General features: G+C 63.8%; 14 protein-coding genes and 5 pseudogenes. 5 read left to right on the top strand and 14 right to left on the bottom strand.

Going from position 1 to position 26,345, the window contains the following annotated elements; translation table 11 throughout:
- Positions 1 to 854: 854 nt before the first annotated feature.
- From AC1DZQ_RS20205 to AC1DZQ_RS20180, 6 genes and pseudogenes are all read right to left on the bottom strand, one after another.
- Positions 855 to 1,226 (bottom strand): annotated as a pseudogene (locus AC1DZQ_RS20205) (IS630 family transposase); the annotation flags it as partial.
- Positions 1,227 to 2,136: 910 nt separating this feature from the next.
- Positions 2,137 to 7,167: a P-loop domain-containing protein gene (locus AC1DZQ_RS20200; protein ID WP_476965175.1), complete on the bottom strand. Its 5,031-nt coding sequence runs from the start codon at positions 7,165 to 7,167 to the stop codon at positions 2,137 to 2,139.
- A gap of 34 nt (positions 7,168 to 7,201) precedes the next feature.
- Positions 7,202 to 7,579, bottom strand: coding sequence for a trypco2 family protein (locus AC1DZQ_RS20195; protein ID WP_476965174.1), 378 nt, complete (start codon positions 7,577 to 7,579; stop codon positions 7,202 to 7,204).
- 257 nt (positions 7,580 to 7,836) lie between these two features.
- The gene (locus tag AC1DZQ_RS20190) at positions 7,837 to 8,205 is read right to left on the bottom strand and encodes a hypothetical protein (protein ID WP_476965173.1); all 369 of its coding nucleotides are present in this window, start codon (positions 8,203 to 8,205) and stop codon (positions 7,837 to 7,839) included.
- Positions 8,202 to 8,441: a hypothetical protein gene (locus AC1DZQ_RS20185; RefSeq protein WP_476965172.1), complete on the bottom strand. Its 240-nt coding sequence runs from the start codon at positions 8,439 to 8,441 to the stop codon at positions 8,202 to 8,204. Before AC1DZQ_RS20185 ends, AC1DZQ_RS20190 begins: the two co-directional genes overlap by 4 nt.
- Positions 8,442 to 8,615: 174 nt before the next feature.
- Positions 8,616 to 8,840, bottom strand: a pseudogene (locus AC1DZQ_RS20180) (AAA family ATPase); the annotation flags it as partial.
- 143 nt (positions 8,841 to 8,983) lie between these two features.
- On the opposite strand from AC1DZQ_RS20180, the pseudogene AC1DZQ_RS20175 reads away from it, so the two are divergent.
- Positions 8,984 to 9,223 (top strand): annotated as a pseudogene (locus AC1DZQ_RS20175) (transposase); the annotation flags it as partial.
- Positions 9,224 to 9,440: 217 nt separating this feature from the next.
- Here AC1DZQ_RS20175 and AC1DZQ_RS20170 read toward each other — a convergent pair.
- From AC1DZQ_RS20170 to AC1DZQ_RS20160, 3 genes are all read right to left on the bottom strand, one after another.
- Positions 9,441 to 10,583, bottom strand: a complete 1,143-nt coding sequence (locus AC1DZQ_RS20170; RefSeq protein WP_476965171.1) for an endonuclease/exonuclease/phosphatase family protein — start codon at positions 10,581 to 10,583, stop codon at positions 9,441 to 9,443.
- 337 nt (positions 10,584 to 10,920) lie between these two features.
- Positions 10,921 to 11,073 carry a hypothetical protein gene (locus AC1DZQ_RS20165; RefSeq protein WP_476965170.1) on the bottom strand — a complete coding sequence of 51 codons (153 nt, stop codon included), beginning with the start codon at positions 11,071 to 11,073 and terminating at the stop codon, positions 10,921 to 10,923.
- A 1,723-nt stretch (positions 11,074 to 12,796) separates the two neighbouring features.
- Entirely contained in the window at positions 12,797 to 17,848 is a 5,052-nt protein-coding gene (locus AC1DZQ_RS20160; protein WP_476965169.1) for a hypothetical protein, read from the bottom strand.
- A 744-nt stretch (positions 17,849 to 18,592) separates the two neighbouring features.
- Here AC1DZQ_RS20160 and AC1DZQ_RS20155 point away from each other — a divergent pair.
- The 4 genes and pseudogenes from AC1DZQ_RS20155 to AC1DZQ_RS20140 form a co-directional block, all read left to right on the top strand.
- A pseudogene (locus AC1DZQ_RS20155) lies at positions 18,593 to 18,817 on the top strand (transposase); the annotation flags it as partial.
- Between the two features lies 1 nt (position 18,818).
- Positions 18,819 to 18,989: pseudogene (locus AC1DZQ_RS20150) on the top strand (IS256 family transposase); the annotation flags it as partial.
- Positions 18,990 to 19,151: 162 nt separating this feature from the next.
- Complete coding sequence (locus AC1DZQ_RS20145; RefSeq protein WP_476965168.1) at positions 19,152 to 20,339, top strand: low temperature requirement protein A; 1,188 nt, start codon at positions 19,152 to 19,154, stop codon at positions 20,337 to 20,339.
- Positions 20,340 to 20,600: 261 nt separating this feature from the next.
- Positions 20,601 to 21,503 carry an amidohydrolase family protein gene (locus AC1DZQ_RS20140; protein WP_476965167.1) on the top strand — a complete coding sequence of 301 codons (903 nt, stop codon included), beginning with the start codon at positions 20,601 to 20,603 and terminating at the stop codon, positions 21,501 to 21,503.
- 175 nt (positions 21,504 to 21,678) lie between these two features.
- Here AC1DZQ_RS20140 and AC1DZQ_RS20135 read toward each other — a convergent pair whose 3' ends face one another.
- From AC1DZQ_RS20135 to AC1DZQ_RS20115, 5 genes are all read right to left on the bottom strand, one after another.
- Positions 21,679 to 22,725 carry an FUSC family protein gene (locus tag AC1DZQ_RS20135; RefSeq protein WP_476965190.1) on the bottom strand — a complete coding sequence of 349 codons (1,047 nt, stop codon included), beginning with the start codon at positions 22,723 to 22,725 and terminating at the stop codon, positions 21,679 to 21,681.
- A 107-nt stretch (positions 22,726 to 22,832) separates the two neighbouring features.
- Complete coding sequence (locus AC1DZQ_RS20130; protein ID WP_476965166.1) at positions 22,833 to 22,979, bottom strand: hypothetical protein; 147 nt, start codon at positions 22,977 to 22,979, stop codon at positions 22,833 to 22,835.
- A gap of 375 nt (positions 22,980 to 23,354) precedes the next feature.
- On the bottom strand, positions 23,355 to 24,836 hold the full coding sequence (locus tag AC1DZQ_RS20125; protein ID WP_476965165.1) for an NAD-dependent succinate-semialdehyde dehydrogenase: 1,482 nt from the start codon (positions 24,834 to 24,836) through the stop codon (positions 23,355 to 23,357).
- A 189-nt stretch (positions 24,837 to 25,025) separates the two neighbouring features.
- On the bottom strand, positions 25,026 to 25,886 hold the full coding sequence (locus AC1DZQ_RS20120; RefSeq protein ID WP_476965164.1) for an alpha/beta fold hydrolase: 861 nt from the start codon (positions 25,884 to 25,886) through the stop codon (positions 25,026 to 25,028).
- Positions 25,887 to 25,904: 18 nt separating this feature from the next.
- Positions 25,905 to 26,312 carry a hypothetical protein gene (locus AC1DZQ_RS20115; protein ID WP_091254755.1) on the bottom strand — a complete coding sequence of 136 codons (408 nt, stop codon included), beginning with the start codon at positions 26,310 to 26,312 and terminating at the stop codon, positions 25,905 to 25,907.
- Positions 26,313 to 26,345: the final 33 nt, after the last annotated feature.

Genomic DNA, 26,345 nt, shown 5'->3' with positions numbered 1-26,345 from the left:
CAAATCATGATGGAGCCTTTACGGCATTCGATTATGAATCACAAATCGGCTTTAAAAACCCAAAGGACGAACCAATCACTATCAGAAATGTCGAGGTCGTGAATGTCACCGGCGCGGCCTTCTCGCTCGGGATTGATGGGTGCTCAGGCCGCACCCTCTCAAAAGAATCAGTCTGCGTTGTGAGGGTGCAATTAGAACCGCCGACGCCCCCCGGGCGATCGGTAGCTTACACTGGCCAGCTCATCCTCCATATGCCCGCTCACAACACCTACCAAGTACTTGAACTCTCTGCAGAACCCGTAGCGACCCTCTCTTCTTCACCACCTGCTTCTTCGCCACCCGCTTCGCCCCCCAAGGCAACGCCCAGTCCTACTTTGCCTTCTTCCCCCAGAAGCTCTTCCCCGGTTCCCTGATGCGTCGAAGGACACCAGCAGTAGTTTAAATTCGGACAGCCGTCCTCAACGTCCAATCTGAGGATTGGACCCGGTGGCGTTCGGGAGGGCCAGCACTCCTACCCGCTGGCAGCGTAAAGTCCGGGAACGCGGGGTTGAGACCAAATCAGCTAAACAGCCCAGCTGGAGTTGCCGATCGGCCGACGACCTCGGGCCAGGGGAACCAGACGCCTGACATGCGTTCGGCATCGACAAGCCCCCACAATAGAAGTCTTTCACCCCGCGGGAAAGAAATCTCGCTCCTAATGTAGTCCGGGCTGACGCGTACTCGGTCATCTCAATTACGACGAAGTCCGCTCTGACGTCGCGGAATCGCAGAAAAACAACTCGCTGTCATGGCCCCAGCCTAAGCAACTACGAATGCGGATGCCTGAAGCGACGCGGACCCTTCGCGCGCCCTCGAATGTTCAACCACGAGCAACTCGTGGGCGTGAAATGCAGGGTGACCCGGGGATTCGCGGCTAGCCACGCCTTCACGTTCGCGTGTTTGTGGGTGGCGTAGTTGTCGCAGACGACGTGCAGTTCCACGTCCGGGTGGGCGTCGGCGACGAGGCCGAGGAAGCCGACGAACTCCGCGTTCGTGTGCTTCTGGTAGCACTTGTCCGCGGAGAGTTTCCCTGTCGCGATCTCCAACGCGGCGAGCAGTGTCGTCGTCCCGTTCCGCTTGTAGTCATGGGTTCGCGCCGCCGGCCTGCCTTTCTCTAACGGTTGGTCCGGGCGGGTGCGATCCAACGCCTGGATTTGTGACTTCTCATCGACGCTGACCACGACCGCGTTGGGGGTCGAGGACCACTGCGCGGAAAAGTAGCGCTAAGCATCAAAATGACCAAGTTGGAGCGGCTTTCCCTTACCGCGATGGGAAGTTCGCCTTGTTCAGCCTGAGCTGTCACCCAAACGTCCGTTGGCGTTGCGTTGGGCCCGGACATGGCAGGCTTTACAGCCGTACGCCAACCGACAATGGCTTGGGCGCTACTCTTCCGCGAGTTGGTCCCCAAGCCCCGAGCTCCGCCCGGACGGAGCCAAGCTGCTGTCCCGTTAACTGCCAACCGCGTGTCCGAACATCAAGGGCGAACCGACCCAAGTCGACCACTCCCCTACCAAGCGAGAATGGGATGGCTTGTCGAGACACAGGAACGCAGCAAAACAGCAAATGACTGTTAGTTCAGAATGGCGGCTTTTTCACAGCTCGGTTTGGCGGTTTTGACGTTCCGTTCGAGGACCCGGGAGCGATCGCATCCGCCAGTATCGGACTGTACGGGCTCGTCAGGGCGCCCGACAAACAGCACCGCACAAACCCAGCGGCGAGCCGGCCCCTTGATCTTTTCAGGTACAGCTGGGGGTGCCGATGCGTGGCCGCACGTGCCCCGGGCATCATGCTGCAGCCTGAATGCCATTCTCGGAAAAGATCAGTTTTTGGGCACATGACTCGCGACATTGCAACCCTGCCCGGGTACAGTTCCGGTCTACCTCCGTTCCGACTTTGCTCGCCCAGCAAGGGCCTTAGCCTGCCTTAGCCTCGATTTTTCATGACGGTCGGTGGTGATTGCTCGTTGATGCCCCCCAGCGGGGTAATGGACGCGGGCGAGAATGGCTATGTGGCCGATTTGGGTCCAAAGCACCTCGACTCGAGGACGATCAATGCCGTGTTTGACGTGTGTCGGTTGCGGGGACGCTCGCCGTCTCTTCATGCGGAGTCAGGTAGGACGGGTCCATCGTTGACGAGCTTGCTAATCAAATCCGTGCTCAGCCAGCCGTCTATGGGGTTGACTGCGGTGTCGAATAGCCGATGATCAAGCAACAACGTGATGGCGACGTGCCAGATGTCTGTCGATAGCATCTGGCACGCGATGCGTTCGGCGTCGGCGGTGTTCCCGGCTTCGGTCAGGGCCTGGGCGATCCCGGACAGCGCCCACGCCCGCTGGTCCGTGTCGGTGATGGTGCCGGCGATCCGTTCGGCTTCGGCGGTGTTCCCGGCCTCGGCCAGGGCCTGGGCGATCCCGGCCAGCACCTGCGCCCGCTCGTCCGTGTAGGTGATGGCGGCGGCGGCCTGTTCGGCCTTGGCGGCRATGCGTTCAACGGCGACGGTATTCCCGGCCGCGGCCAGGGCCCGGGCCATCCCGGCCAGCACCTGCGCCCGCCGGTTCTCGTCGGTGATGGCGTCGGCGGCCTGTTCGGCCTTGGCGGCGATGCGTTCAACGGCGACGGTGTTCCCGGCCGCGGCCAGGGCCCGGGCCATCCCGGCCAGCACCCGCGGCCGCCGGTTCTCGTCGGTGATGGCGTCGGCGGCCTGTTCGGCCTTGGCGGCGATGCGTTCAACGTCGGCAGTGTTCCCGGCCGCGGCCAGGGCCCGGACGATCCCGGCCAAGCTCTCCACCCGCTGGTAGTCGTCGGTGATGGTGTCGGCGATCCGTTCGGCTTCGGCGGTGTTCCCGGCCGCGACCAGAGTCTGGGCGATCCCGGCCAGCACCTGCGCCCGCTCGTCCGTGTAGGTGATGGCGGCGGCGGCCTGTTCGGCCTTGGCGGCGATGCCTTCGGCGGCGGTGGTGTTCCCGGCCTTGGCCAGGGCCCGGGCCATCCCGGCCAGCGCCCGCACCCTTTCGTCCTTGTAGGCGATGGTGTCGGCGATGCGTTCGGCGTCGGCGGTGTTCCCGGCCGCGGCCAGGCCCCGGGCGATTCTGACCAGCGTCCGCGCCCGAAGGTCCTCGTCGGTGATGGAGCCGGCGATCCGTTCGACGTCGACGGTATTCCCGGCCTCAGCCAGGACCCAGGCGATGTCGGACAGCGCCCACCCCCGATCGGTCTCGTCGGTGATGGTGCCGGCGGCCTGTTCGGCCTTGGCTGCGATGCGTTCGGCCTCGGTGGTGTTCCCGGCCTCGGCCAGGGTCTGGGCGATCTCGGCCAGCACTTGCACCTGCTGGGTCTCGTCGGTGATGGCGGCGGCGGCCTGTTCGGCCTTGGCGGCGATGCGTTCGGCGGCGACAGTGTTCCCGGCCTTGGCCAGGGTCCGGGCGATCTCGGCCAGCGCCCGCACCCGCCGGTTCTCGTCGGTGATGGTGTCGGCGACCTGTTCGGCCTTGGCGGCGATGCGTTCGGCGGCGACGGTGTTCCCGGCCTCGGCCAGGGCCCGGGCGATCCCGGCCAGCATCTGCCCCCGCCGGGTCTCGTAGGTGATTATGTCGGCGGCCCGTTCGGCCTTGGCTGCGATGCGTTCGGCCTCGGTGGTGTTCCCGGCCTCGGCCAGGGTCTGGGCGATCTCGGCCAGCATCTGCACCTGCTGGGTCTCGTCGGTGATGGTGCCGGCGGCCCCTTCGGCTTTGGCGGCGATGCGTTCGGCGTCGGCGGTGTTCCCGGCCTCGACCAGGGCCCGGGCGATCCCGTCCAGCGCCCACGCCCGCAGGTAATCGTCGGTAATGACGTCGGCGATCCGTTCGGCGTCGGCGGTGTTCCCGGCCTCGGCCAGAGCCCGGGCGATCCCGTCCAGCACCTGCACCCGTCGGGTCTCGTCGGTGATGGCGCCGGCGATGCGTTCGGCGCCGGCGGTGTTCCCGGCCTCGGCCAGGACCCAGGCGATCCCGTCCAGCGCCCGCGCCCGCCAGCCCTCGTAGATGATGGTGTTGTCGACTTGTTCGGCCTTGGCGGCGATGCGTTCGGCTTCAGCGGTGTTCCCAGCCTTGGCCAGGGTCTGGGCCATTGCGGCCAGCGCCTGCACCCGCCGGGTCTCGTCGGGGATAGTGTCGGCGATGCGTTCGGCGCCGATGGTGTTCCCGGCCTCGGCCAGGGTCCGGGCGATCCCGTCCAGCGCCCACCCCCGCCGGAACTCGTCGGTGATGGTGCCGGCGGCCTGTTCGGCCTTGGCGGTGATGCGTTCAACGTCGGCGGTATTCCCGGCCTCGGCCAGGGGCCGGGCGATCCCGGCCAGCACCTGCGCCCGCGGGTCCTCGTCGGTGATGGTGTCGGCGGCCTGTTCGGCCTTGGCGGCGACGCGTTCAACGTCGGCGGTATTCCCGGCCTCGGCCAGGGTCTGGGCGATCCCGGCCAGCGCCCCCGCCCGCCGGTAGTCGTCGGTGATGGTGTCGGCGACCTGTTCGGCCTTGGCGGCGACGCGTTCGGCGGCGGCGGTGTTCCCGGCCGCGACCAGGGCCTGGRCGATCCCGGCCAAGCTCTGCGCCCGCTGGTAGTCGTCGGTGATGGTGTCGGAGACGCGTTCGGCGGCGGCGGTGTTCCCGGCCGCGACCAGGSCCTGGACGATCCCGGCCAAGCTCTGCGCCCGCTGGTAGTCGTCGGTGATGGTGTCGGAGACGCGTTCGGCGGCGGCGRTGTTCCCGGCCGCGACCAGGGCCTGGACGACCCCGGCCAAGCTTTGCGCCCGCTGGTACTTGGCGCTGATGGCGCCGGCGGCCTGTTCGGCCTTGTTGGCGATGCGCTCGGCATCGGTAGTGTTCCCGGCCTGGGCCAGGGTCCGGGCGATCCCGGCCAGCGCTTGTACCCGCCGGTACTCGTCGGTGACGGCATCGGCGATCCGTTCGGCTTCGGCGGTGTTCCCGGCCTTGGCCAGGGCTCGGACGATCCCTTCCAGCGCCTCCGGCTGTTTATCGGTGGGCATGCTGCGCGCGAGTGCCTCAGCGCGGTGGATGTTGTCCAGCATCGCCCATACTGCGGGGATGCTGGTCGGGAGATTCCTGTACTGCTGTTGCAGCCGGTCCCGTTCCAAGGCCAGAAGCAGTAGCGTGCCAAGGTCACGGGGAACGCGCCCGACAAGATGTGTTGCAGCCTGCCGGATCTCGCTGAGCGCTTGGTCATTGGCGCCACGGCGGGTATGCAGCCATCGGTGGCGTGCCCGGTCGAGGGCGTAGGCGGCGAGCTCGGTGACACGCCCGGACGAAGCCAGCAGCCTAGGGTAACCGCTCTCCAAGTAGCCGGGCGTGTCACTGTCCCAGCCGCGGCCCTGATACCCGGCTGCCCACTGGTGAAGGGCTTCGGCATGACTGGCGAGCACTGCGGGCCCGAACTGGTCGAGGACCATTTCAGGCAAGGTTGAGTGCGCCCACTCGTAACGTTCCTCGTCCGGCCTCGCAGCGCCGGACCCGGTGACACCAGCGGCACGGACACGCCGCCGGGCGGTCCGATGCAGCACGGTCTGCAGCTGCGTTCGAACGGCCCCGGTGGTGACCTGGTCGCTACCCGTCAATTGGCCGAGCAAGCCGACGAACTCCACCGGGGTGAGGTCGTCCTCTGCGGCGTACAGGAACGCCAGGATGAACCGTGGCAGTGGGTCCGTTCCGTGGGCTGCGTTCATGATTTCGCGTGCGGCTTCATCACGGATGCTCGCGGCGTGTGGCGACGCCGACAGCGGTACCGGCGCGGTGGCGCGGAAGGGGTGATGGCCCGGTGTGGCAGTCAGGACGTGCTCGTAGGGCCTGGTTGCCACGATGACATGCAGGCCAGGGACGCCAGCGGGGAGCAGCTTCGTGATCGAGGTGGTGGAACCGTGGTGGGGGGTGAATGCTTCATCCTCGTCGAGGGCATCGATTGTGAGGACCAGGTGCTGTTTGTTGTCGCGGGCGGCCGCTGCGGCGCGGGCCAGCAGGTCACGGTAGCGGCCCTGGGCTGCCCCGGGCACTGCCAGATTGGCTGGTTCATGGGGGCTGTCCAGGTAGGCCTCGAGTTGATTGATCAGCGAGGCAAGGAAGTGTTCGGCCGTTCGGGCTCCGGCGTCATTGCGGTTGATGAAGAACGCGAGGACATCGACGCTGGCCGGGTGTTCAAGAACGAAGGTCGCCAACAATGCGCTCTTGCCGGACCATTCATTGGCGTGCCACACCAGGTAGCCGGTTGCCGGGTCGGCACAGAAGCGTGCCATCCGCGAAAGCTCCGGCCCCCGGTCCAGCAACCTGCCTCCCGGGATGTTCTCCAGGATGGTGCGGGCCTGCCACAGGTGCGCATCGCGGACCGCGCGGGCCCCGGGCGTGACCGAGACATCGACCACCGGCCCGTCGAGCACATCACCTGCCAAGGACCGGAGTGATTCCCACACTGGTGCCGGGACCTGATCCAGGCGCTGGCCCACCACAACGGTCGGATGATCCGGATGTGGATCCTCCCTAACCACCCCGACCAAATGGTCATCGATGAAGATCCCGGCCCCCGACAGACCCCCAAACGCCGAGTGGCCCGGCTCCACTGCACCAGGTTCCGGGATGTGGCGCGGCGCCAGGTGCACCGTGACCGTGCCGTCACCGAACCCTGTCCCGCAGCTGACCTCCCCGTCCAGTTGCGTGTCCCGCCGGTACTGCCCGGCGTCGGCAGGAACAGTATCCCGCTCCGGCGCCGTCGGGCCGGCGGCCGGTTCCGGCTGCAGCCCAAGGACCGGGTATCCGGCGATCACGGTGTCCCGCACGACAGCCTTGGAGCCGAGCGTGCCGCGCACCGGTGCCGGTCCCAGCGGGCCTACGAACGGCCAGCCGAGGATCACCACCGCCATGTCCCCGCCCAGCAGCACCAGCCGGACCGCCGGGACGCTTTGCCCGGGGCCCCAGCGCGATTGCACCGCCACGTCATCGTCCGCCAGCATGCCGTCGTCGTGACCGGCAAGCAGCGAGCCCAGGACATGCGCCGCAGTCAACACCACCGAATCGGTCAGCAGATAGCCTGTTCCGATCCGATCCGGCCCGCCGGGGTCCCTGACCCACACCTGGACTACCCGGCGAACATCCATGCCCACCCTTCACCCTCGAACATCACAGGCCGTATCAGCCAGTGGGCTGCTGGGCCGACCCCGCCGGCCGGCCCTCATCCCAGGAAATCACGGGCCGGTGTTCTCCCGCAGCCGTCTGACCTGCGATCACCAGCGGCTTGGAGGGATCCCGCCGGTCCCTGGGCGTCAAGGAAAAAGTGATCCGCTGCGTGCTGGTCCTTGTCCGCCCTGCCTCTGCCTCAGAGTTCAGGACCCAGAACTTCGCCGAGACCTTTCCGTGGATCTCTACGACCTCAATCTCGGTTGTCAGCTCCACCTCAATCGCCCCGGCCTCGAAACCCACCGTGTCGTACTGGCCCTCCTGCCACGCCTTAGTGATCTCCGACCGCAAGGACGACACCAAGTCACTCAGCTCAATCCGATGGGCATCCACAGAAGGCCTCCAAACACCAATCCATCCTCAATCAATGACAACCTCATCAAAGCAGCCGCCTGCGGACCAGTCCATAGCTACCCCGCAGCTACCCCGCCCTGACGCGCCTGGTCGCGAGGACCACTTGCGGAGGACAGGTGGTGCGGATGGCGGGGGCAGCAACAGCGTTCCTTATTGCAGAGCACGGAACTGTGAGCGGCTAAGGCGTCGGTCAAAGCCGCTTGCTTTCCGATCCACCGGGGCGCCGAGGCTGCCCTTCAACTGTCCTTGAGCCGCCGGCCACCGGGGAGTTTCTCGCCCCAAGACGGGTACATCACGCCCTCGTTGTGTTCGGCTTCGCGGGGGGCCGTCTCTACCTCGATCGCTTTCGCAACGAAGTGACTCCAAGTGTTATCCCCTTCGGCGTAGCTAGTCGCCCGGTACGCGGCCCGCGCCCGGTTCCGCAGCGCGGCGGGGATACTGACCGTCATATTCGCTGTATCGGTTTCTTTGGGTTCTGCCTTCTTTGGTGTCTCCGGCCGGTGTCCGGGGAGCATCCGTGCCAGCGGCGCCTCGGCGGCCGGCACTGCCGTGCGCCGCGGGGGCAACCCGAGTGCGGGGCGGCCGGGTGTCGGTTCGGCGCTCACGCGTTGACCTCCTGGGATTCAGCGACGGCGATGCGACGGGTCACTTCCATGGCGACTGCGTGGAGGTCTTCGGCCACGCTGGAAGCCGACTTCGGCCCGGCATTGCCGGCCTTCGCTTCACCACGCAGGACCTCCCACCATTTCGGTCCCTTGCTGAGCTCCCGCTCGAGCTCGTGGGCCAACAATCCACGCTCACGGCACGCCTGGGCCGTGGCCTCCGCATGGCGGATGCTCATCGGGAACACCGCTTCATCTGTGCCAAAATCGGCGGTGAGGTGGTCGCGCGTGACCTTGTGAACCTGCTTGGAATTCGTGCCGGTACCGACGAGAACGACGCCCAGCAGGTCCAGAGATGGATTGAGGCCGACGACGCTATCCATGCGTGCCGCGACGGCGGCTACACCCTTACGGCTGGACATATCTGTCTTCAGCGGTACCAGCGCGTAACGGGCGGCAGCGACCGCGGCTGCCTGCAGCGGTTCATTTCCCGGAGGGCAGTCCAGCAGAACCAGATCGTACTCCCCCGCAACGCTGGCAAGCAGTTTGGCCAGGGCCAGCTGCGCAGCGTCACGATCCTTCTGGGCTTTGGCTCGAAGGAATGCCGCGGCATCGTCGAGATGGGGTCCGCCGGCAATGACATCAAGGTTGGGTCGGACGCCGGTCAGCAGGTCGGTTTCTCCCCCGAAACATAGCGAAGCCGCCAGACTCCTGCCGCCGTCACCCTGGTCGGCGTAGCCGAGATCCTCGGCGTTTCCTTCCGGGATTCCTGACGCGCCCGGGCATTGGGCCGGTCACCGCGGCGGTCATCCCCTGCGCGTACTCGCACCACGGCCGGATACTCTCCGAAGCCGCCTTCGCAGCCCTTGCCGGCGTTTCCCCGCTGTCCGCATCCTCCGGAAACACCGTGAGGCACCGGCTGAACCGCCACGGTGACCGGCAGCCAATCATGGCCCTGGACATCATCGTGAAAATCCTCGTGGTCCACGACGAGACAACCAGACTCTACGCAGCACGCCGGATCGGTGAAGCCCGCACCTATCGGGAAATCAAACGTGTCCTGAAACGCTACACAGCCCGCGCCATCGTCCGCGAGCTGCAGACCCTCCTTGCTTACAGGCATCATAAAAGGGTCATAGAAAACCTCCGCGTAGCACCATTCATTGCCTCAGAGGAAGATATCCGCTGCGGTGTGGGTCTGCAATGAGGCGATGGATGCGTGTTGCAATCTGCTCCGCTCAGTCGAGTTCAACGTCCGCGTAGATCGCCGCATGATCCGATCCCGCATGGACCGACGAGGTCATAGTCGGGTAATGCGGGAAAAGCGTGCCGTTCTTTCCACCCCAGACGCCTTTCCGGAAGATCGCGCGTCCCGTGACGCGGGAGTACAGCGCCGGTGACAACAGCACATAGTCGATCTTCTGGCTGGCCGTTCCATTCGCATAGGTCCCCGGCCGACCGTCGCTGGAAAACGTAGGGTGGGTCGCGATGTCGCGCAGATCTGTGTCCTGCAGGAGCGGCTTCAGCGGATCACTGGGAGGGGTGTCGTTGAGATCCCCGAGGACCACGACGTTCTCCTCGCCCCTTGCACGGAGTGCACCGTAGATCTCCGCGACCCTAGTTGCCTGTCGACGCCGCTTCGCGTCATTGTCCGATTGCAGTCCATACCCTTTGCTTTTGAAATGGTTGACGAGCACGACAATTCTCGTGCCGGACGCGAGCTGCACCGTGTATTCAGGGCAGTCGCGCCCGAAGATCAGGCGACCACCGGCATCCTGGTCATCGACATGCGGATGAACCGCAAGGATCGAGTGCGTCGGTTTCGTCATGAACCCGACGTCGATCCCGCGGTCGTCGTTGCCGTCGATGACCATGACGTGCGGGTAGGCGGGTCCACCCTGACTGGTGACCACGCCCGCATCCGTGAAATGCTTCAAAGCGATCCGGCTCTCTGCCTCGACGACCGCGATGATGTCAGCATCCACGTCCTCGATCACCTTCGCGGTGTGGGTCATGGCGAGCTCGTCCACTCTTTCCTTGACCAGGTCAACCCAGCCAATCCAGTCGCCTCGGCCATCCGCGACGACCTCGATGCTCGCCGGATGATTGGCTGTGGCGCGGTGACGCGTAACAAGCCGGTCGCGTATTTGTCGGAGGACGGCGAAAGACGCGGAATCGGAGGCCGTCAGACCGAGTAAGTCCAGAAGCTGGAGGATCTCAATTTTGACCGCCGACGTGTAGCCGTCCTCTTGGAAAAGCGCGTTGATCCTCGCGTGAGCAGCGAGAATTGGGTTGCCGCCGGGTTGCATTTGACCCGCCATCGCTTTCGGTCGCTCGAAGAGGTTCTCCACGTTCAGCGACGCGATTCGCATCCGTGCCATCCCCCACTCCGTCCGCTAAGCCGCGCATGAGCGCGACCATTGCCCTCGGTTGGAAACAGAGTACTCGCGGATTGAGCTGCAGCGAAAGATATCCGCTGTCACACACAGCGCCCGCCGCACCGCTGGTGGACCTCACAACAACGCGGACAGGTGACGCCGCCATTCAATACGAAGCAACAACTGCCGAGAAAATTCAGAAAGTCGCAGAGATCGACAGGGCAATGTCACTCCGACTCGCCAGTATTTAGCGCGACGTCCGATAGGCGATCAGTCGGAGAACTGTACTCGTGGTCGGAAATATCGCCCGCGTCCATCTCAATGTCGCTGCCCTTGACCTTCATATCGCCAGGGCCGGACTGCTCGCTACCCACTTGACGCGAACGTATGTGTCATCGACCTCGGTCAAGATGAACCGACCCTGCGGATCGAGCGGCCTGCCGGCAGCGTGATCGGCGTCGCCCCATCCGATCGGGGTCTTGTAGATGGTCACCCGGTCACCTTTGCGTGAGTCGTAGCCAGTCCGCCGTCCGTTAGCCCGGGGTTTCACGGGTTAGCAGGGCGAGCAGCAGTGCACATGGAGACCGAACGACGATAACAGCGCATCTGTCGCGTGTCAGGTTGAGCTCTGGTATCCCCAATTGCGGGCGTCAACAAATACGGTATGCAACCCTAGCCTGACGTGATTCCTGGCCCCCACCTGGCGTCCGGTTGACGTATACCCAAATAGAACAACCCCCGTTGAGCTCTTGACATTCAATGTGGGTTTTGGGCAATGGATTGCGGGTGCGGCTGGTGCGCGGGGGGGCTGTAACGGGCTCAAACAGGAACCCGCAATGAGTGCTATTGCACAGCGGTCATGGGAACGCTGCGCCGGCCTGCTGGGCAGCAAACAGGTCCGCTGCGCTGGCCCAACCGAGGACGGCTCGGGGCCCGTGTACGGGTGTGGACAATGTACACACCGCCTTTGGCCCGACAAAGCGGCACCCACCTCTCCCCCAGACTCCAGCAAACAAGGAATCCGGACAAAAATCTTCAAGAAAATCCCCGTAGATCATGTCATCACCACAACCGCAGCGCATGAATAGGTACAAGGCCAACCACGTCCACCAGGACCAGCCAGAAAGTAGACCCGAATGACCCCACACCCCAGCAGGCGGAGGGCCCACTAGCCAGGGGCTCTGACCCCGCCACCCACACAACCGAACAGGCCACCGCGGCAGCCAGGCACCAGCGCCGCACAAGCGTCAGAGGGACCCGAGCAGGGTCAATGTACACACGTTAAAGCAAAAACCCCCTCTGACGAGGGGGAATGCTATGCCCGAGGTGGGACTCGAACTGCATTCCCGGCCTTGAAAACACTGGGGACACCCGGAAACATATGGAATCCGGAGCAGTTCGGGTGCTGTACGAGACTGTCTGGGGCGAAAGGTGTTGACGTCGTCAACACCTTCCTTCTTGCCCGTTTTCCTGCATTACGGCCCGGCTACGCCCCTTTGTCTTGTTGCACCACCGATCAGACGGGAAAAGCAGAGTTCGACCACTGCTCCGTACGGAGGGAAGTCAGCCGACTGCTGCTGACTGTCCCCTTCATAGCGCCGCCGCAATCACCGCACTGTAATGTGCTTATGCAACGAGGTGAGCGCGTCGCCGGGGCACAATGCCATGACCAAGGGTTCTGGAGTTCGCGGTCGTCGCTTTCATTTGCACTAGGGCACCGACTGTGACGATATGGCAGGTTGCTCCGAGTGCTCTCCCGAGGACGTCCGCGGACCCGTCAGGTGAAAACTTGTCGACGCAGTCGACTGCTGGCGTCGGGGCTGAGATCCTCGACGGCGCACCTACTGTTTCAAGGTCATCTGCCCTATTCACGAGCGTTTGCCGCCAAGAGGTCGGTGCCTAGCAAGTCGGCCACGGCCTCCTCTTCGAGAAAAAGCCAAGCAACATTTTCCCTTGCGTAGAGCCCGACCACCCGTTCAATGGTTGCAAGGTCCGCAACGAACCAACCGACCGTTCCGAATCCCGAGGAGTCCCTAGCACTCGGCGCATGTGATCAGCATGAGGCTGGAGATCCCTTCCATGCAGATGAGCTGCAGGCCGGTTGCATGGCCCCATACTCCTGGGATGCAGCTACGCGGGAGCGTTGGACACTGACTTCAGGAAAGGCCTCGGAACCCAAGTTACAGAGTCGAGCAACTACTTTGTGCCAGCGTTTTCTATCGACTGTAAGGGGCCAGACCTTCGTTTCCGGCTACCACCATGGCGTCGACGAGCTTCTGCCACTCCTCAAGTCCGTTGAGTTCTTCGGCTGTGCTGCGAATTTCCTTGAGCCAGTCGTTCGAGAACCAGGTCTGGTTGACGACAACCTCGCCGTCCCGGGTACAGAGTTCGGTGATCCAGGTGAGGCCGCGGGTGACCTGTTCGGCCAACGGGAGTTTGCGAAGGATGCGGATGAGTGCGTCAACGCACTTGGTTTCGCCGCGGCCCAGCGAGACCCACTGGTCGATGAAACCGAGAAGGTCTTCGGCCTTGACCCATTCGATGGGTGGCCCAGCGAGTTCGTTGTACAGGCCTTGGGTCCAGGAGAGCGGTTCGGGCAGGAGCGCGGCGGCTGCCCAAGCACCCCAGTGGTTATCGCGGTAGGGACTAGGATCATGATTCGCGTATGTGAGGGCGTGGTCAAGGACTGCGGGCCAGAGGTCACGCGCTGCTTGGGCTCGCCCGTGGTTCTCAGCACCAACTGCCGCGAGGCCGTGGAGGAATCCCGACAAGAGGCTTGCTTCTGAGCTGAGGACATCGAGATGCTTGAGGACGGGCTGAACGTCTTGGCTGGTGGCGAAGTCGTCGAGGAGTGCGCGGGCTGCGACCATGGCGTGAGTCCCGCGGTGGTCGGCGCTCCATCCTTTGTCCCTATGAGTTACCACCGTACGGCGTTGGACGTCGAGGAAGAGAGCGAGAAGCTGCGCGGCTTTGGAGGTGCAGCAGTGCCTAGTTGCCGCTGCTGCACCGAGGCCTCTTATTGACGCGTCCAGCATGCTGAGGTCGATTGAGGTGGCGTCGAGCTCTTGAAGGCGTGTCGGGATGTCACCGTCGATGTAGACATGCGAGCGGCGCTGAGCGTGCATATCCCATTCACCGATTTCGGCTCCACGGACTGTTTCTACAAGCCAGCCGAGGACGGTCTCATGAATGCATGGGTCGTCGTGGCAGGGCGTGGCCCAGACGATATCGCACCCACGGGCTAGATAAAGCCTGGTTTCGAGTGGTGCTTTGCAGGCGATGGCCATTCCGGCTTCGCCGACATCGGCTCTGGTTGCTCCAATGGGAGGGAGAAGGTCAGCCAGAGCGGGCGTCAGGAATGCCGGCAGGGCGTTGGCAACCGCGCGGTCGGCACCAAGATCGAAGTATTGACCTTCGCCTCGCTGGTCGCTCGAGGCTTTGAAGGAGAGAGCTATGTCGAGCACGAGTTGGGCTACGAACTCGGTTTCGTTGCCGAGGGCTTCGAGTTCGCCGGCGGCGGCACGTTGAACAGCGACCCGGATGACGTGTGCGACGGCGTTGAGCGGCTGTGTCGGCATGATGTCGTTGTCTGCATCGAGGAGTTCGCGCGCTGCGGCGAGGTCGGCGGCGATCTCTGCTGAGGTGGGTGGCATGTAGTCGGCGTCGTGTTTTGCCGAACCCCAGTAGCGGTTCTGGAGCCGCATGCCGGTGTTGATCTGCTCCTGATAGACCGTGTGCAAGGCCTGCGCGGCCTCTAGCTCCTCCGGCGGATTGACCTGAAGGTATAGCTGGTCGCCTTCCTGGGTGACCTCGTATTGGTCGGCGTCGAGACTCGCGGCCCAGTTCTTCGTGAGCTCTTCGGGGACGCCGAGACGATCTCCGTTAGCGATGAGGAGGTCACCGACGGCTTTGAGCGCGCGGGCGCGGTCCTCGTCTCCGCTGGTCATGAGCGTGGCGCACACTTCGCGCGGTGACCAGTTGCGTCGTTCTTGGTGTTTGAGGTCGTCGGTGCGAGCACGGAGGCCGCTGTACTCGCCGGTTACTCGTGCGAACTCGAGGTTCCACACGATTGGTTCGGCGAGGAATGGGTCGAGTTCGTTGGTGACCTTATCGATGTGGCGGGTAAGGAGGCCGAACAACATGCCGGGAACGGAGAGGTTCTCGCAGCCTTCAAGGAGGACGTTGACGACGCGCGCTGGCGTGACTCCGGCGGCGAGCCATCCTTCGGCGACGCGTTCCATGGCGAGGAGTGCGCTCATCCCGGAATACGGCCCTACGGAGGTTCCGCGATACCAACTCCACACGTGGGTGTCGCCCATGAAGAGGCGGGGGGTGCCGTCAAGGTTGAGTTCCGCTCCTGTCTCGCGTTCATCCTCGGGGCCGTGGTCTAGGGCTACGTCGAATGGGTCCACGTTCAGGTCGGCGAGGGTACGGACACGGATGCGGGCGCCATGGTTGAGGATGTTGTTAAGGACTCGGGCCGAGGTCTTGTATGACCCGAGGTTGAACAGGGCCCAAAAGCCGCCGTAGTAGTACTCGCAGAACGGTGGGGGGAAGCCTTTCCATCGGCCTTGGTGGTCGCGTACGCCCTCTTCGAGATGCCAGCCGTTGTCCTCGTCGTCGATGTAGTAAGCCTCCATCAGTTTGGCCAGTAGGTCAGGGTCGTGCAGGGCGATCGCCCGTGCGCTCACGGGCGAGTCTGCGGCGGGTGCAAGGAAGGCAGGGGCGTCATCGGCGATCGTGAGCATGCATTGCTCGACCCGGGCGTCGATGTCTGGCCCGAGAAGTGCCAGGCACTCGATGTATTCATCATTAGTGACCTCATATGGGAGCTCATGCCGCCGTCTGCGGCGCGGCCCGAAACCCAGCTCTGCGAACCGGTCATCCGTGTCATCGTTCCCGGCCGACTCGTGTGGCAGGAACGAGTTCCAGTAGGTGATGAGGCGGTCCCGCAGCCTAATGCGGAGTTGATTGCCGGCGGGCACGTTGAGCAGTGCGAGTGATTGTAGCCAGCCGGCGAGGAGTTCGAACGATGACTTTGATATCTGCCAGGGTTCGGGGCTGTCGAGAAGGATTTGGACGACTGGTGTGGAGATGACGGGGTCTGGCAAGCCGTTGGTGCGGTGGCGTTGTTCGACGATACGAACGACGTCGTCGAGGTGAACGAGTGACGACTGGTTGTCCAGTTCGGCCTTCAGGCACTCGTAAGCGTTGGGGGTATCGAGGAGAGCTTCGACGGACAGATCCGACCAGCGTGGTCCGTACTGGCTGGCGAAGGTGTCGAACTCTTGGACCATGCGGGCGAACACTTGGGGCGCACTGGCTCCCGATGCGAGGAGTTGACCCTTGCAGGCGAGCGTGGCGGCCGAGAGCGCCCATCGGGGACTCCCAGCAGCCCGAAGGGTGTCGGTCAGGTTCTGGGCGCGAACCAAGAGTATCGCGGTGGCATAGCGACGCACTTCGTCGTGGGCGAACTCGGGACGGCTCAGGTACGGGTTGGCCGGGGTTAGGAGGTGGTCGCGGCGCAATGCATCAACTGCTGTGTAGTCGAGAACGGCGACTGGTTGCCGGTCGGTCGGCAGATTGAGCGTTGCGGCTGCGACGGAAAGGAGGGTCTGCTCGCGTGCCTCGGAGGAGCCCGCTCCTGGGTTACCTTCTCCGCGGACGACTTTGTGCCAGATGAGGTCGAGGCAGTCCCACTCGTTCATGGAACCCTTGAGTTCGATGCCGGTGCGGGCCAAGAGGTCGAGTACGACCAGGCGTCGTAGCAGCGACGCCGTGGGCAGGTCACGCAAGATGGTGCGGAGCAGAGGGAAGTGTTCTGCAACCACTTCGATGTCGGCGTTGCCGAGCGGCTGCATCGTGAAGGACGAGACCGCCTTGTCGAACCCAAGACGCATCTGTTCGCTGACGAACTCCCGTGCGGTGTCTGCAGTGACCGCGATAACGCCAACGCCCGCCTGTTCTGCTGCGAGGACGAGGTCGATGAGGAGACTCGCTGAGCGTTCGAACGCGGCATCGGCCCCGTCGATGACGAGCACCCGGGCAGGGGCGGAAAGTTCGGCAAGCACGTTGGCCATGGATGCGCCTACGGCTGCGCGGAACTCCATGGTCGTTTGCGGAAGAGCGCGGAAGTTAACGACGAGAGCCTCAAACCCGGTGGGGTCATCCGCCTCAAGTTGTGCGATGGCGGAGAGGGTTAGTGCGCTCTTGCCAGTGCCAGATTCGCCGGACACGATGAGCGCTGCGGTCTCGGTGCCGGCCTTGCGAATTGCAGTGGTGAGGTTGTCGCGGCGGTCGGCGAACGTGATTTCGAGTGGCAGGGAGGTCGTGGATTCTCCTCCAAGGGTGGTCCGGACGCTGGCGGCGGCGACTTTGCGGTGCTCGGCGAGCACTTCCCAAGCTTGCGTACTGCGGGTCACTGCGGCTTTGAGGAGCGCATGAAGGTCTCGCCGGAGGAGGTTCAAGTCAACGACGGCCCCGGTAGCGTCGTAGCGGGTAGCTTCGACTTCGAGTCGATTCCTGATAGCGATGCCATTGACTCCGGCTGCTGCCACAGGGTCGAGTGCGGTTGCGACGGCCGTGCGGTCGCTCTCGTCGGGGCTTTGCACCGCGAATCCGAGGATGTGGAGGCGAGACAGGAGTTTGAAAGAGAGTTGGAGGACATCGGCTTCGCTCTTTGACTCCCCAGTGGCGAGGTTGACCATCAGGAGGAACTGGTCGAAGCGGTCGCGTACCTTCTTCAGCCATCGCTTGTCGACGTCAAGGGATGCTTTGAACGCGGCCGCGTCGGCGTTGCTGCGCGCGATGTCACATACGGCGGCGAGGTGCTGCCACTGGTTGGTCCAGCCTGCGACTGCCACCGCGACTTGGTGGGTGTCTGTATCGAACTTCGCTAGCTCGTCGAGGAGGGAGCCGACGAGCTTCACCGTCTGGTCGTCGCTTTGAACGAAGTTCGGGGTCGCTCGGCAGGCGACCGCCACGGTGGCCTCGGTTGTGCCGTCGGAGCACTCGAGAAGGAGGTCATCAACGGGGTGAGCCGGTCCAGTCTGAAACGAGACTCGGGAGACAGGAAGCTCTGATGCTTCCGTTCTACGTTCGCCGGTCAGGATGCTGGCGAGGTAGATGGCTGCGATGCGGTGCGCGAGGGACACTCCTCCGCCCCCAGTGGCGTAGGTACTTGACCCTGACTTGGCTCCTGCCGCGGTCTGACCTGCGCTCACGGCGCTGCCATCAACCCCATCCACGGCAAGGACAGCATCAGACACTTTTCCAACATCGCCAGATACGGACGCGCCCCGGGCGCCGCCTGAATCTTCAGCCGCCACTGCCCCTCCTCACAACTCGACTCACTAATGTTTCCAATAATTGTCCCGTGGAGTTACCTCGCCTACGACTATCTCCAGCCTGGACACCCAGACTGCTTGATGGCCAAGCGCGATGACGATTGCTACGCAGCCGGTCGTCGTCTTGGTGCTGCAAACACGACCTTGCTGTGGGACTTGAGAACGAAGGCTGAGGTGGGGACGAGAATTATCTTTGCACACCGCTGATATCACCCTCGACGGACAGCACGGCGTATACGGCACCAGCTTGCTCCCGGCTGGAGGCGCAGAACTGTGCGCCAAACTGCGACCCGACTAGTTTCCAAGGCGGGCTGGCGAAGGAACAATTAATCGGAACTGTCAAGCTTTGTCAACAGTAAAAAGACAAAAAGCCTCTGACCTGCGGAAACACTGTGCCCGAGGTGGGACTCGAACTGCATTCCAGCCCTTACAAACACTGGGAACCCGCGAAAACATACGGAAACGGAGGCAATCCGCAGGCTCTACCACCCAATCCGCAGCCAAAAGTGTTGACATCGTCAACACCTACTTTTGTCCACATTCTTCCTCCATCGCGCCTTTCGTAGCATCCAGCACGACGACCTGGGCGAGGAGGGAGTGTCTGAATAACTGTGGATTCGGGGTTGGCCTGACACTCCGGGGGATGCCTGGCGGGGAGGACTGATCATGAGCGAAACCATGGAACCCATGGCGACTGAAATGGATCAGCAAGAGTTGGCGCAGCAGCTCCTGGCACAGGCCAGGGAGCAGGGAATCGAGCTCGTCGGCCCGGGCGGGCTGTTGAACCGGCTCACGAAAAACGTCCTGGAGACCGCCCTGGAAGCGGAGATGGACGAGCACCTCGGCTACGGCAAACACGAGGTGTCCGGTCGCGGGAGCGGGAACTCCCGTGCGCGCGGTCAGGGCCAGGGGCCATTTCCCCACCGAGCAGGCAGCCCTCAAATGCCTCGACCTGGCGACCCGTGCACCGGACCCGACCGGCCAAGGCAGGGCACAATGGGCCTCACAGTGGAAGCCGGCACTGAACGCCTTCGCCATCACCTTCGAAGGAAGAATCAACTAAATGCCAACCCCGGGTCCACCGTTAAACGGACACTCCCGAGCGTTCAGAGGTCCGACTCCACCTCTCCGGCGAGTTCCCCCTTGACTTCTCTGCTGACCGTCGACAGTCTTTTCGACAACAGGAAGGGGCGTCCGTCCGCTCCTAGTCCAGTGGAGGATAGTGATGTTCCGTGCCAGGTCGCTGATGCGTTCCGCGACCTCTGGAGACCGGGTTACGGGCCTTGAGCTATTCTTCGATCTGGTCTTTGTCTTCGCGCTATCGCAGCTGTCCCATTATTTGCTGGAGAATCCCTCATGGGTGGGAGCCGGAGAGACATTTGTGCTTCTTCTTGCGGTCTATAAGGTGTGGGTGTACACCACCTGGACGGCGACGTTGCTGGACACTTCGCGGCTTGAGGTGCAGTGGATGCTGCTGGTCGTCATGCTTGTCACACTGTTCATGAACGCCTCAATCGGCTCGGCGTTTGGCGCCTTCGGCTGGCTCTTTGCTGCGACCTATCTCCTGGTCCAACTGGGCCGAGGTGCGTGGATCCTCACTGTCGGACTTGACCGGACCACCCACAACCATTTCGTGCGCACGCTGATCTGGGGGTGTATGAGCGCGCCGTTTTGGATTGCCGGCGCCTTCGTCGGTCCGGGGCCCCGGTTGATGCTCTGGGGTGTCGCTGCCGCGATCGATCTGGGCGGCCACATGCTGGCGCACCGGTTGCCGGGCCGGAAGACCGAAGGAAGCCGGGTCCCGCTCCCGGGAGAGAGGATCTTTGAGCGGTTCGGGTTGTTCTACCTGATCGCGCTCGGCGAGACAATCTTTTCAACCGGCCTGGCGATAGCGGGCAATCTGGAGGACCCCTTGATACTTCTGACCGGGACCGTAAGTTTGGCCGGAAGCGTCGCGATCTGGTGGTGCTACTTCCACGGCCTCGAGGAGGAGGTTCTGGAGAAGCTTGCTTCTGTCGACGATCAGTTCCGGCCCGGTATTTTGGCGGGCAACACCTTGGTGGTGTTACTGGCGGGCCTGATCCTGGTGGCGGTTGGTGATCAGCTCGTGATCACTGATCCGACCGCCCGCCCCGATCTGGCCACGGTCCTGTTTCTTTTTGGTGGGCCGGCTCTTTTCCTTGCCGGCCGGGGCTTTTTTATTCGACGGGTACTGGGCCACCGCCAACCATCTGATCTCGCCGGCATCGGAGCCTTGGCGGTCCTGGCAAACTTGGGCTTTCTCCTTCCGGCCTTCGTTGCCGCTATGGGGGCCGTTCTTCCCCTCATCGGCGTGGCAGTTTCCGACGCCGTGAACCGCCGCCGCCGACACATCTGGTCTCCGTCCACCGGGCAGGGACGCACACCACGGTGAAACTTGCCGAACTCTTCACGGTAGCGCGTTCAACCGTCTACCGTGCCATCAAACGAGCAGGCGACTGCGCCCACTGCTTAGCTTTAACTTCCCTAGGACCCCGAACGGCTACGGTTATGAAGCGTTACGCATAGGGGCCGGCCGGCCAGGAGCAGCTGACTCCGATAAGCAGAATCTCAGCATGTCGCCCAAAATAGCGGTGGCTCTCTACATATAGTTAGCAGGGCAATGGCTCTGTCACGCCTGCGCAGGAGGTTCGTCTTGGCTGTAGCACCTGTACCGCGTTCAGACGCGGAGGTCCGCCCGTACCTCGACTCGCTGGGTTTGCCGGGAATCATTGATCTGCATGTGCATTTCATGCCTTCCCAGGTGCTCGAGAAGGTGTGGGCGTTCTTTGACCGCGTTGCGGACAGCGGCGCTGCCCCGTGGCCCATCACCTACCGGCACTCCGAAGAGGAACGGGTGCGAACGCTGCGGGATATCGGAGTGAAGGCATTCTCCACGCTGAACTATGCGCACCGCCCCGGCATGGCGCAGTGGCTCAACGACTACTCAGCAGCGTTCGCCTCGCGCCATGCTGACGCCATCCACTCTGCCACTTTCTACCCAGAGCCAGGCGTGGAAACCGTCGTCGCGGACAGCTTGAATCAAGGCGCCCGAATCTTCAAGGTGCACATCCAGGTGGGAGGATTTTCACCCTTGGACCGTCAGCTTGCACCCGCCTGGGAGCTCATCCAGAACTCCGGTACACCGGTCGTCATCCACTGCGGCAACGGTCCGCACCCCGGGGAATACACCGGACCCGAACCCATACGCGAACTCGTCAAAAGGTACCCCTCGTTGGTGCTCATCATCGCGCACGCAGGGCTGCCGGAGTACCAGGAGTACGCCGACCTTGCCGCAAACAATCCTCACGTCTACCTCGACACCACCATGGTCGGGACCTCCTATATGGAACAGGTCGCCCCAATCCCGTCCGGATACCAGGACACCCTTGCCGGGCTGTCACACAAAGTCGTCTTCGGCACGGATTTTCCTTCGATTCCCTACTCCTACAGCCACCAGATTCAGGTACTCGAAGGCTGGGGACTCGGAAGCCAGTGGATGAAAAATGTCCTCTGGCACACGCCGCAGACACTCCTAAGGCTGGACCGGATGCTCTAGGAGTGCGCTGAACAAAGTGCTTTGGGCAAGTCCGCCACCCAACACCGATGCAGCTGATCCGCACCCTCGTCGCATGGCGGCCGAACGCGTCAAACGCGACCGACCACAAGACGGCCCTGGGCTACAACGGGGCCGGCAGGTGCAAACCGGAGGGGCCGTTCCAAGCCCGGTTCGACTAAAACGTAGGCTGCCGGGCACGCAGGCGGCGCCCCGCTGTCGGGGCCAGCACGCCGGCGACGCCGACGGCGGCACCGATGACGGTCTCCACGATCCGGTCCCGCAGCAGGAATGCGGGCGAGGAGGGCGCCACCAGCAGCGTGGAGGCTAGCGCCAGCGGCGTGACGAAGACCTGCGCCAGCATGTACTGGCGCACGAAGAACATTTCGGCGCCGAACTGGCAGGCCGCAATCACCAGCACGGTCTGCCACGGGGCAGGCCGCAGCCACAAGATCCCGGCCAGCAGCACCAGTCCCAGGGACGTGCCCATGATGCGCTGCACCCCCCGGCTGACCCGGTGCCGGGTGGAATGTCCTGCCAGCGGGACAACCGCCGCTACCATGGCCCAGTAATTGTGGCCGAAGCCGAGCCATTTACCGGCCAGGGTCCCCAGGGTCCCAGCCACGCCGGCCACAACGATGTAGCCGACGGCCTCAAGCCGGGCAGCCCGTTTTTCGTCCGGCGCCAGCCGCGGGAGCTTCGGCCTGACCCACGGCGTCCGGTGGCTTCGGGTTACGCGGGAGGATATTCCGATCAGCAGCGAGAGTGCGACGGTGAGCGCCGCCACGAGCATGCCTTGCCACAGCGGCGGCTGGTTCGGGATGGACGCGATGGCCGCGAAGGCAAAGATGTGGATGAGCGAGCCTGCCGGGCGGAGGCGCCACCACGCAACGATCAACGAACAGACGCCTGCCACCACGGTGGTGGCCAGGACCTGGAGCCACGTGGTGTCCGCGGCGCTGAGCGCGAAATCCTCGTGGGCGCGGGCCATCAGGGCGGCCAAGAACAGCACGAGCATCATGAGCAGGCCGGCCCGCAGCTGGATGACGAACCGCCGGGCGTGCGGCTCGTTCCGGCCGTAGATCCCGGTGAAGGCACCGAAGGAGGCGAAGACGGCCACGTCCAGGCGGCCCAGCAGCAGGAGTGTAATCAGGGGAACGAAGACGCCGACGGCGCAACGGAGCGCTACGTGATGGTCATTCTGGCTGGGTGCCATGGTGAACATCCCCCGGAGCATCTTCACGGCCGCTTTTCGGCTGTTCGGGACCGGAGACCCGCCCCTAAAAAGATTCTCTGACGTGGTGCGGGGAACATTCCCAGCCTTAATTCCTTTCATTCCAGTCCACAGTTGTTAAGTCGTGACACTCGGCTGCGGTGTTGCTGGGCCAACTCGACCGCCGCATTCAGGTCGGCGCCAACGATATGTGGACTGTCGCCCGTGACGCGATAAATACGCCCGGTCTCGGTGATCATGATCATTCGCCGTTCCTGTTCTCTGTGTGCGTCGGGATCCAGTCGACATGCCTCACTCTCGGTTGGATCAGGGCTTCGATGTGAGGTTCCAACAATTCCGGGTGGTTTCGAAGGCTCTCCGTATCCGGGACGGTGTTGCCCGGAAGTGGCCGATGAGAATCAGCAGATGCTGGGTCCAGCCTGAATTCAAAATTTTACGGCTGCCCACGTTGAGGGACGACGGGGTAGAGGTCGATTTCGTGCAGACGTGCGTGATAAATCGGCCATTCTGTGCACAAAGGAGCGTACAGCCCGTCCCGTGCGGGAGCGGCCTTGCTAGCTTGCTGAAACGCCTCCGTCGGAGGCTTGGCCCCGCACCGGCTGGCGGGGGTGACTCGATGGTTAGCCGGCGTAGGGGTCGGCGATGCCGATGTACTGGGTGTAGAGGTATTCCTCGATGCCCTCGAGTCCGCCTTCGCGGCCCAGGCCGGACTGCTTGATACCGCCGAACGGGGCGGCAGCGTTGGAGACCACGCCGGCGTTCAGGCCGAGCATGCCGGTTTCCAGGCGCTCGCCCATCCGGATGCCCCGGTTCAGGTCCCGGGTGAAGACGTAGGCCACCAGGCCGTACTCGGTGTTGTTCGCCAGCCGGACGGCCTCGTCCTCGGTGCCGAACGTGATGATCGGCGCGACGGGGCCGAAGATCTCCTCGGACAGGATCCGGGCGCCATCGCGCACGTCGAGGAGAAGGGTGGGTTCGTAGAAGTATCCCGGACCGTCCACCGGCGCCCCGCCCATGATGAGGACAGCGCCATCGCTCACGGCGTCGGTGACGAGCTCGTGGACCTTGTCCCGGCTCTTCGCATCGATCAGCGGACCGACCTTGGACTCGGCCTCGGTGCCCCGGGCGGTGGTCATGTCCGCCATCTTCGCGGCGAACTTCTTCGCGAACTCCTGGGCGACGGACTCGTGGACGATGAACCGGTTCGCCGCGGTGCAGGCCTCGCCCATGTTCCGCAGCTTCGCCAGCATCGCCCCGGCGACGGCGGCGTCGATGTCGGCGTCCCCGAAGACGACGAACGGGGCGTTCCCGCCGAGTTCCATCGAGGTCCGCAGCACCGTCTCGGACGCGTCCGCGAGCAGCCGGCGGCCGACCTCGGTGGAACCGGTGAAGGACAGCTTGCGCAGGCGCTGATCCTTGATCAGCGGGCCCGTGGTGGCGCCGGCCGTGGAGGTCGGGATGACGTTCAGGACACCGGCGGGCAGGCCGGCCTCGACCATCACGGCGGCGAACAGCTGGGAGGTCAGTGGGGTCAGGTTCGCGGACTTGAGCACCATCGTGCAGCCCGCGGCGACGGCGGGGGCGATCTTGCGGGTGGCCATCGCCAGCGGGAAGTTCCACGGCGTGATCAAAAGGCACGGGCCCACCGGCTTCTTGGTCACCAGCAGCCGGGACTTCCCGTCCGGGGAAACCGAGTAGCGGCCGAACGCGCGGACGGCCTCTTCCGAGAACCAGCGCAGGAACTCGGCGCCGTAGGTGACCTCGCCGCGGGCCTCGGCCAGCGGTTTGCCCATCTCCAGGGTCATCAGGAGCGCGAAGTCCTCGGCCCGTTCGGTGACCAGCTCGAAGGCGCGGCGCAGGATCTCCCCGCGTTCCCGGGCCGGGACCTTGGCCCAGGACTCCTGCGCGGCAGCGGCCGCGTCCAGGGCCGCCTTGCCGTCTTCGGGACCGGCGTCGGCAATGCTGAGCAGGACCTTCCCGGTCGCGGGATCCTCGACGTCGAAGGTCTTCCCGGACGCGGCCGGACGCCACTCGCCGTTGATCAGCAGGCCCGTCGGGACCGAGGCCAGCAGCGCGGCTTCAGACTGGGCGTTTATTGACATCGTTCTATCTCCAAGGGTTTGAAGGAAGTCGTTGCGGCGTGCAGCCCGACCTTCTGCAGTTTTGGTGCGGTCCGACCTTTCAGAGGCTGGACATGAGGACGATAGATCTTCTGTGTTTTTCCACCATTGAGGTGGCAGGGCCGGTGCCGACCCTCTTGGGTCGGCACCGACGCCTTAGGTGAGAGCCCGCTAGGCTCGGACGCTTGTCTTGACGCGGATCAGGTCCAGAGCCTGAACGAGGTATCCCTTGAAGACCGGGTAGTTCTCGCTCATTGGAAAGTGCCCGATAGCCTTCATCTCGATGAACTCGGCATCCGGGATCTGGCTGGCGGTTCGGGCTCCGTCTTCAGGGGTGGTGAGGTAGTCGTACTCGCCGGTCATCAGGACTACCGCGCATTTATCGGTCTGGATTTCGCCGAGTTTGCCGCGCAGATCGTGGTCCACCGAGTAGAAGTACAGGTCACCCTTGAACGCCTCGGAACCCTGGGTGTAGTAGAACCACGTTTTCCAGCGGTCCGCCTCAGGCGATTGCGGGGCCATGAGGTCCCAGGTGCCGCTGCCGCACACCTGCGCGGCGTTGGCGTGGGGGTGCTGCCACCAGTCGAGGTAGAACCCCGGTGAGTAGTCCGCTCCCTCCACGGGGATGACGGCGTCGAACCTCTCCGGGAAGCGGTGCGCGAGCTGCAGCGCTATGTTGCCGCCGAACGAGGACCCCATGAAGATGGGGTCAACCAGTTCCAGAGCATCGACGAGGGCGACGATGAAGTTGGCGTAGTGGTCCGCGCTGAGCTGGTACTCCTCGGTCCACCACTCGGTGTTTTCCGGCGGGTCTGATTTGCCGTGGCGGGGCAGGTCGTAGGCGATGACGCGGTAGTTGGCGGTGATCTCCGGGTCCTCCAGCAGGCCGCGCCATTGGTGGTTGTGGGCTCCTGCGGTGTGCTGGCAGACCAGAGGCTGGCCCTGGCCGTTTTCGAGGTAGAAAACCTTGTATTCGAGGCCGTCCACGTCGACGGTGACGTAGTGGCCGGTGACGGGGGAAATTTTGCTCATGTCAGGAACTCCTATGGTCTAGACGGGTGCGCCGGTGGAGCGCAGCAGTTCGATCTGGCGGGTGATGCAGCGCAGGTTCTGCATCAGGACCAGGACGTCGCCCTCCAGCTTCATGTCGCGCTGGAAAGTGGCGGCCCAGATGCCGTGGTACATGGGAGCCGGGACGGGCTTGCCGAATTCACCCCAAGTGTGGGCGCTGGCCCGGATGGCGAACTGGTAGGGCACCTCGATGGGCCCCGGGTCCACGGAAATCTGGGCGATGGTGCCCGACACCACCCGGACAACAAAGGTGTGCGCCTCCATGTCCAGCAGGTAGGAGCAGGTGAAGTACTTGCCGTGGGCCTGAATCTCCGGGTCCTGGTTGTTGGCCTCGGTGAAGCTCTGAACCCAGGATTCTACAGAAGGGGCACGTGTTGCGACCGTCATTTCGTTGTTCCTCTCATTGGTCTCGCGGAGGGT

Source organism: Arthrobacter sp. P1_C12_2 (assembly GCF_056406415.1).
This window is presented reverse-complemented; position numbering and strand designations above follow the sequence as displayed.

Excerpts from the sequence above, each read along its gene's own strand:
- AC1DZQ_RS20125 (WP_476965165.1), bottom strand. The coding sequence starts at position 24,836 with ATGTCAATAAACGCCCAGTCTGAAGCCGCGCTGCTGGCCTCGGTCCCG.
- AC1DZQ_RS20170 (WP_476965171.1), bottom strand. The coding sequence starts at position 10,583 with ATGGCACGGATGCGAATCGCGTCGCTGAACGTGGAGAACCTCTTCGAG.
- AC1DZQ_RS20120 (WP_476965164.1), bottom strand. The coding sequence starts at position 25,886 with ATGAGCAAAATTTCCCCCGTCACCGGCCACTACGTCACCGTCGACGTG.
- AC1DZQ_RS20115 (WP_091254755.1), bottom strand. The coding sequence starts at position 26,312 with ATGACGGTCGCAACACGTGCCCCTTCTGTAGAATCCTGGGTTCAGAGC.
- AC1DZQ_RS20130 (WP_476965166.1), bottom strand. The coding sequence starts at position 22,979 with ATGATCATGATCACCGAGACCGGGCGTATTTATCGCGTCACGGGCGAC.
- AC1DZQ_RS20185 (WP_476965172.1), bottom strand. The coding sequence starts at position 8,441 with ATGAGCATCCGCCATGCGGAGGCCACGGCCCAGGCGTGCCGTGAGCGT.
- AC1DZQ_RS20135 (WP_476965190.1), bottom strand. The coding sequence starts at position 22,725 with ATGTTCACCATGGCACCCAGCCAGAATGACCATCACGTAGCGCTCCGT.
- AC1DZQ_RS20145 (WP_476965168.1), top strand. The coding sequence starts at position 19,152 with ATGTTCCGTGCCAGGTCGCTGATGCGTTCCGCGACCTCTGGAGACCGG.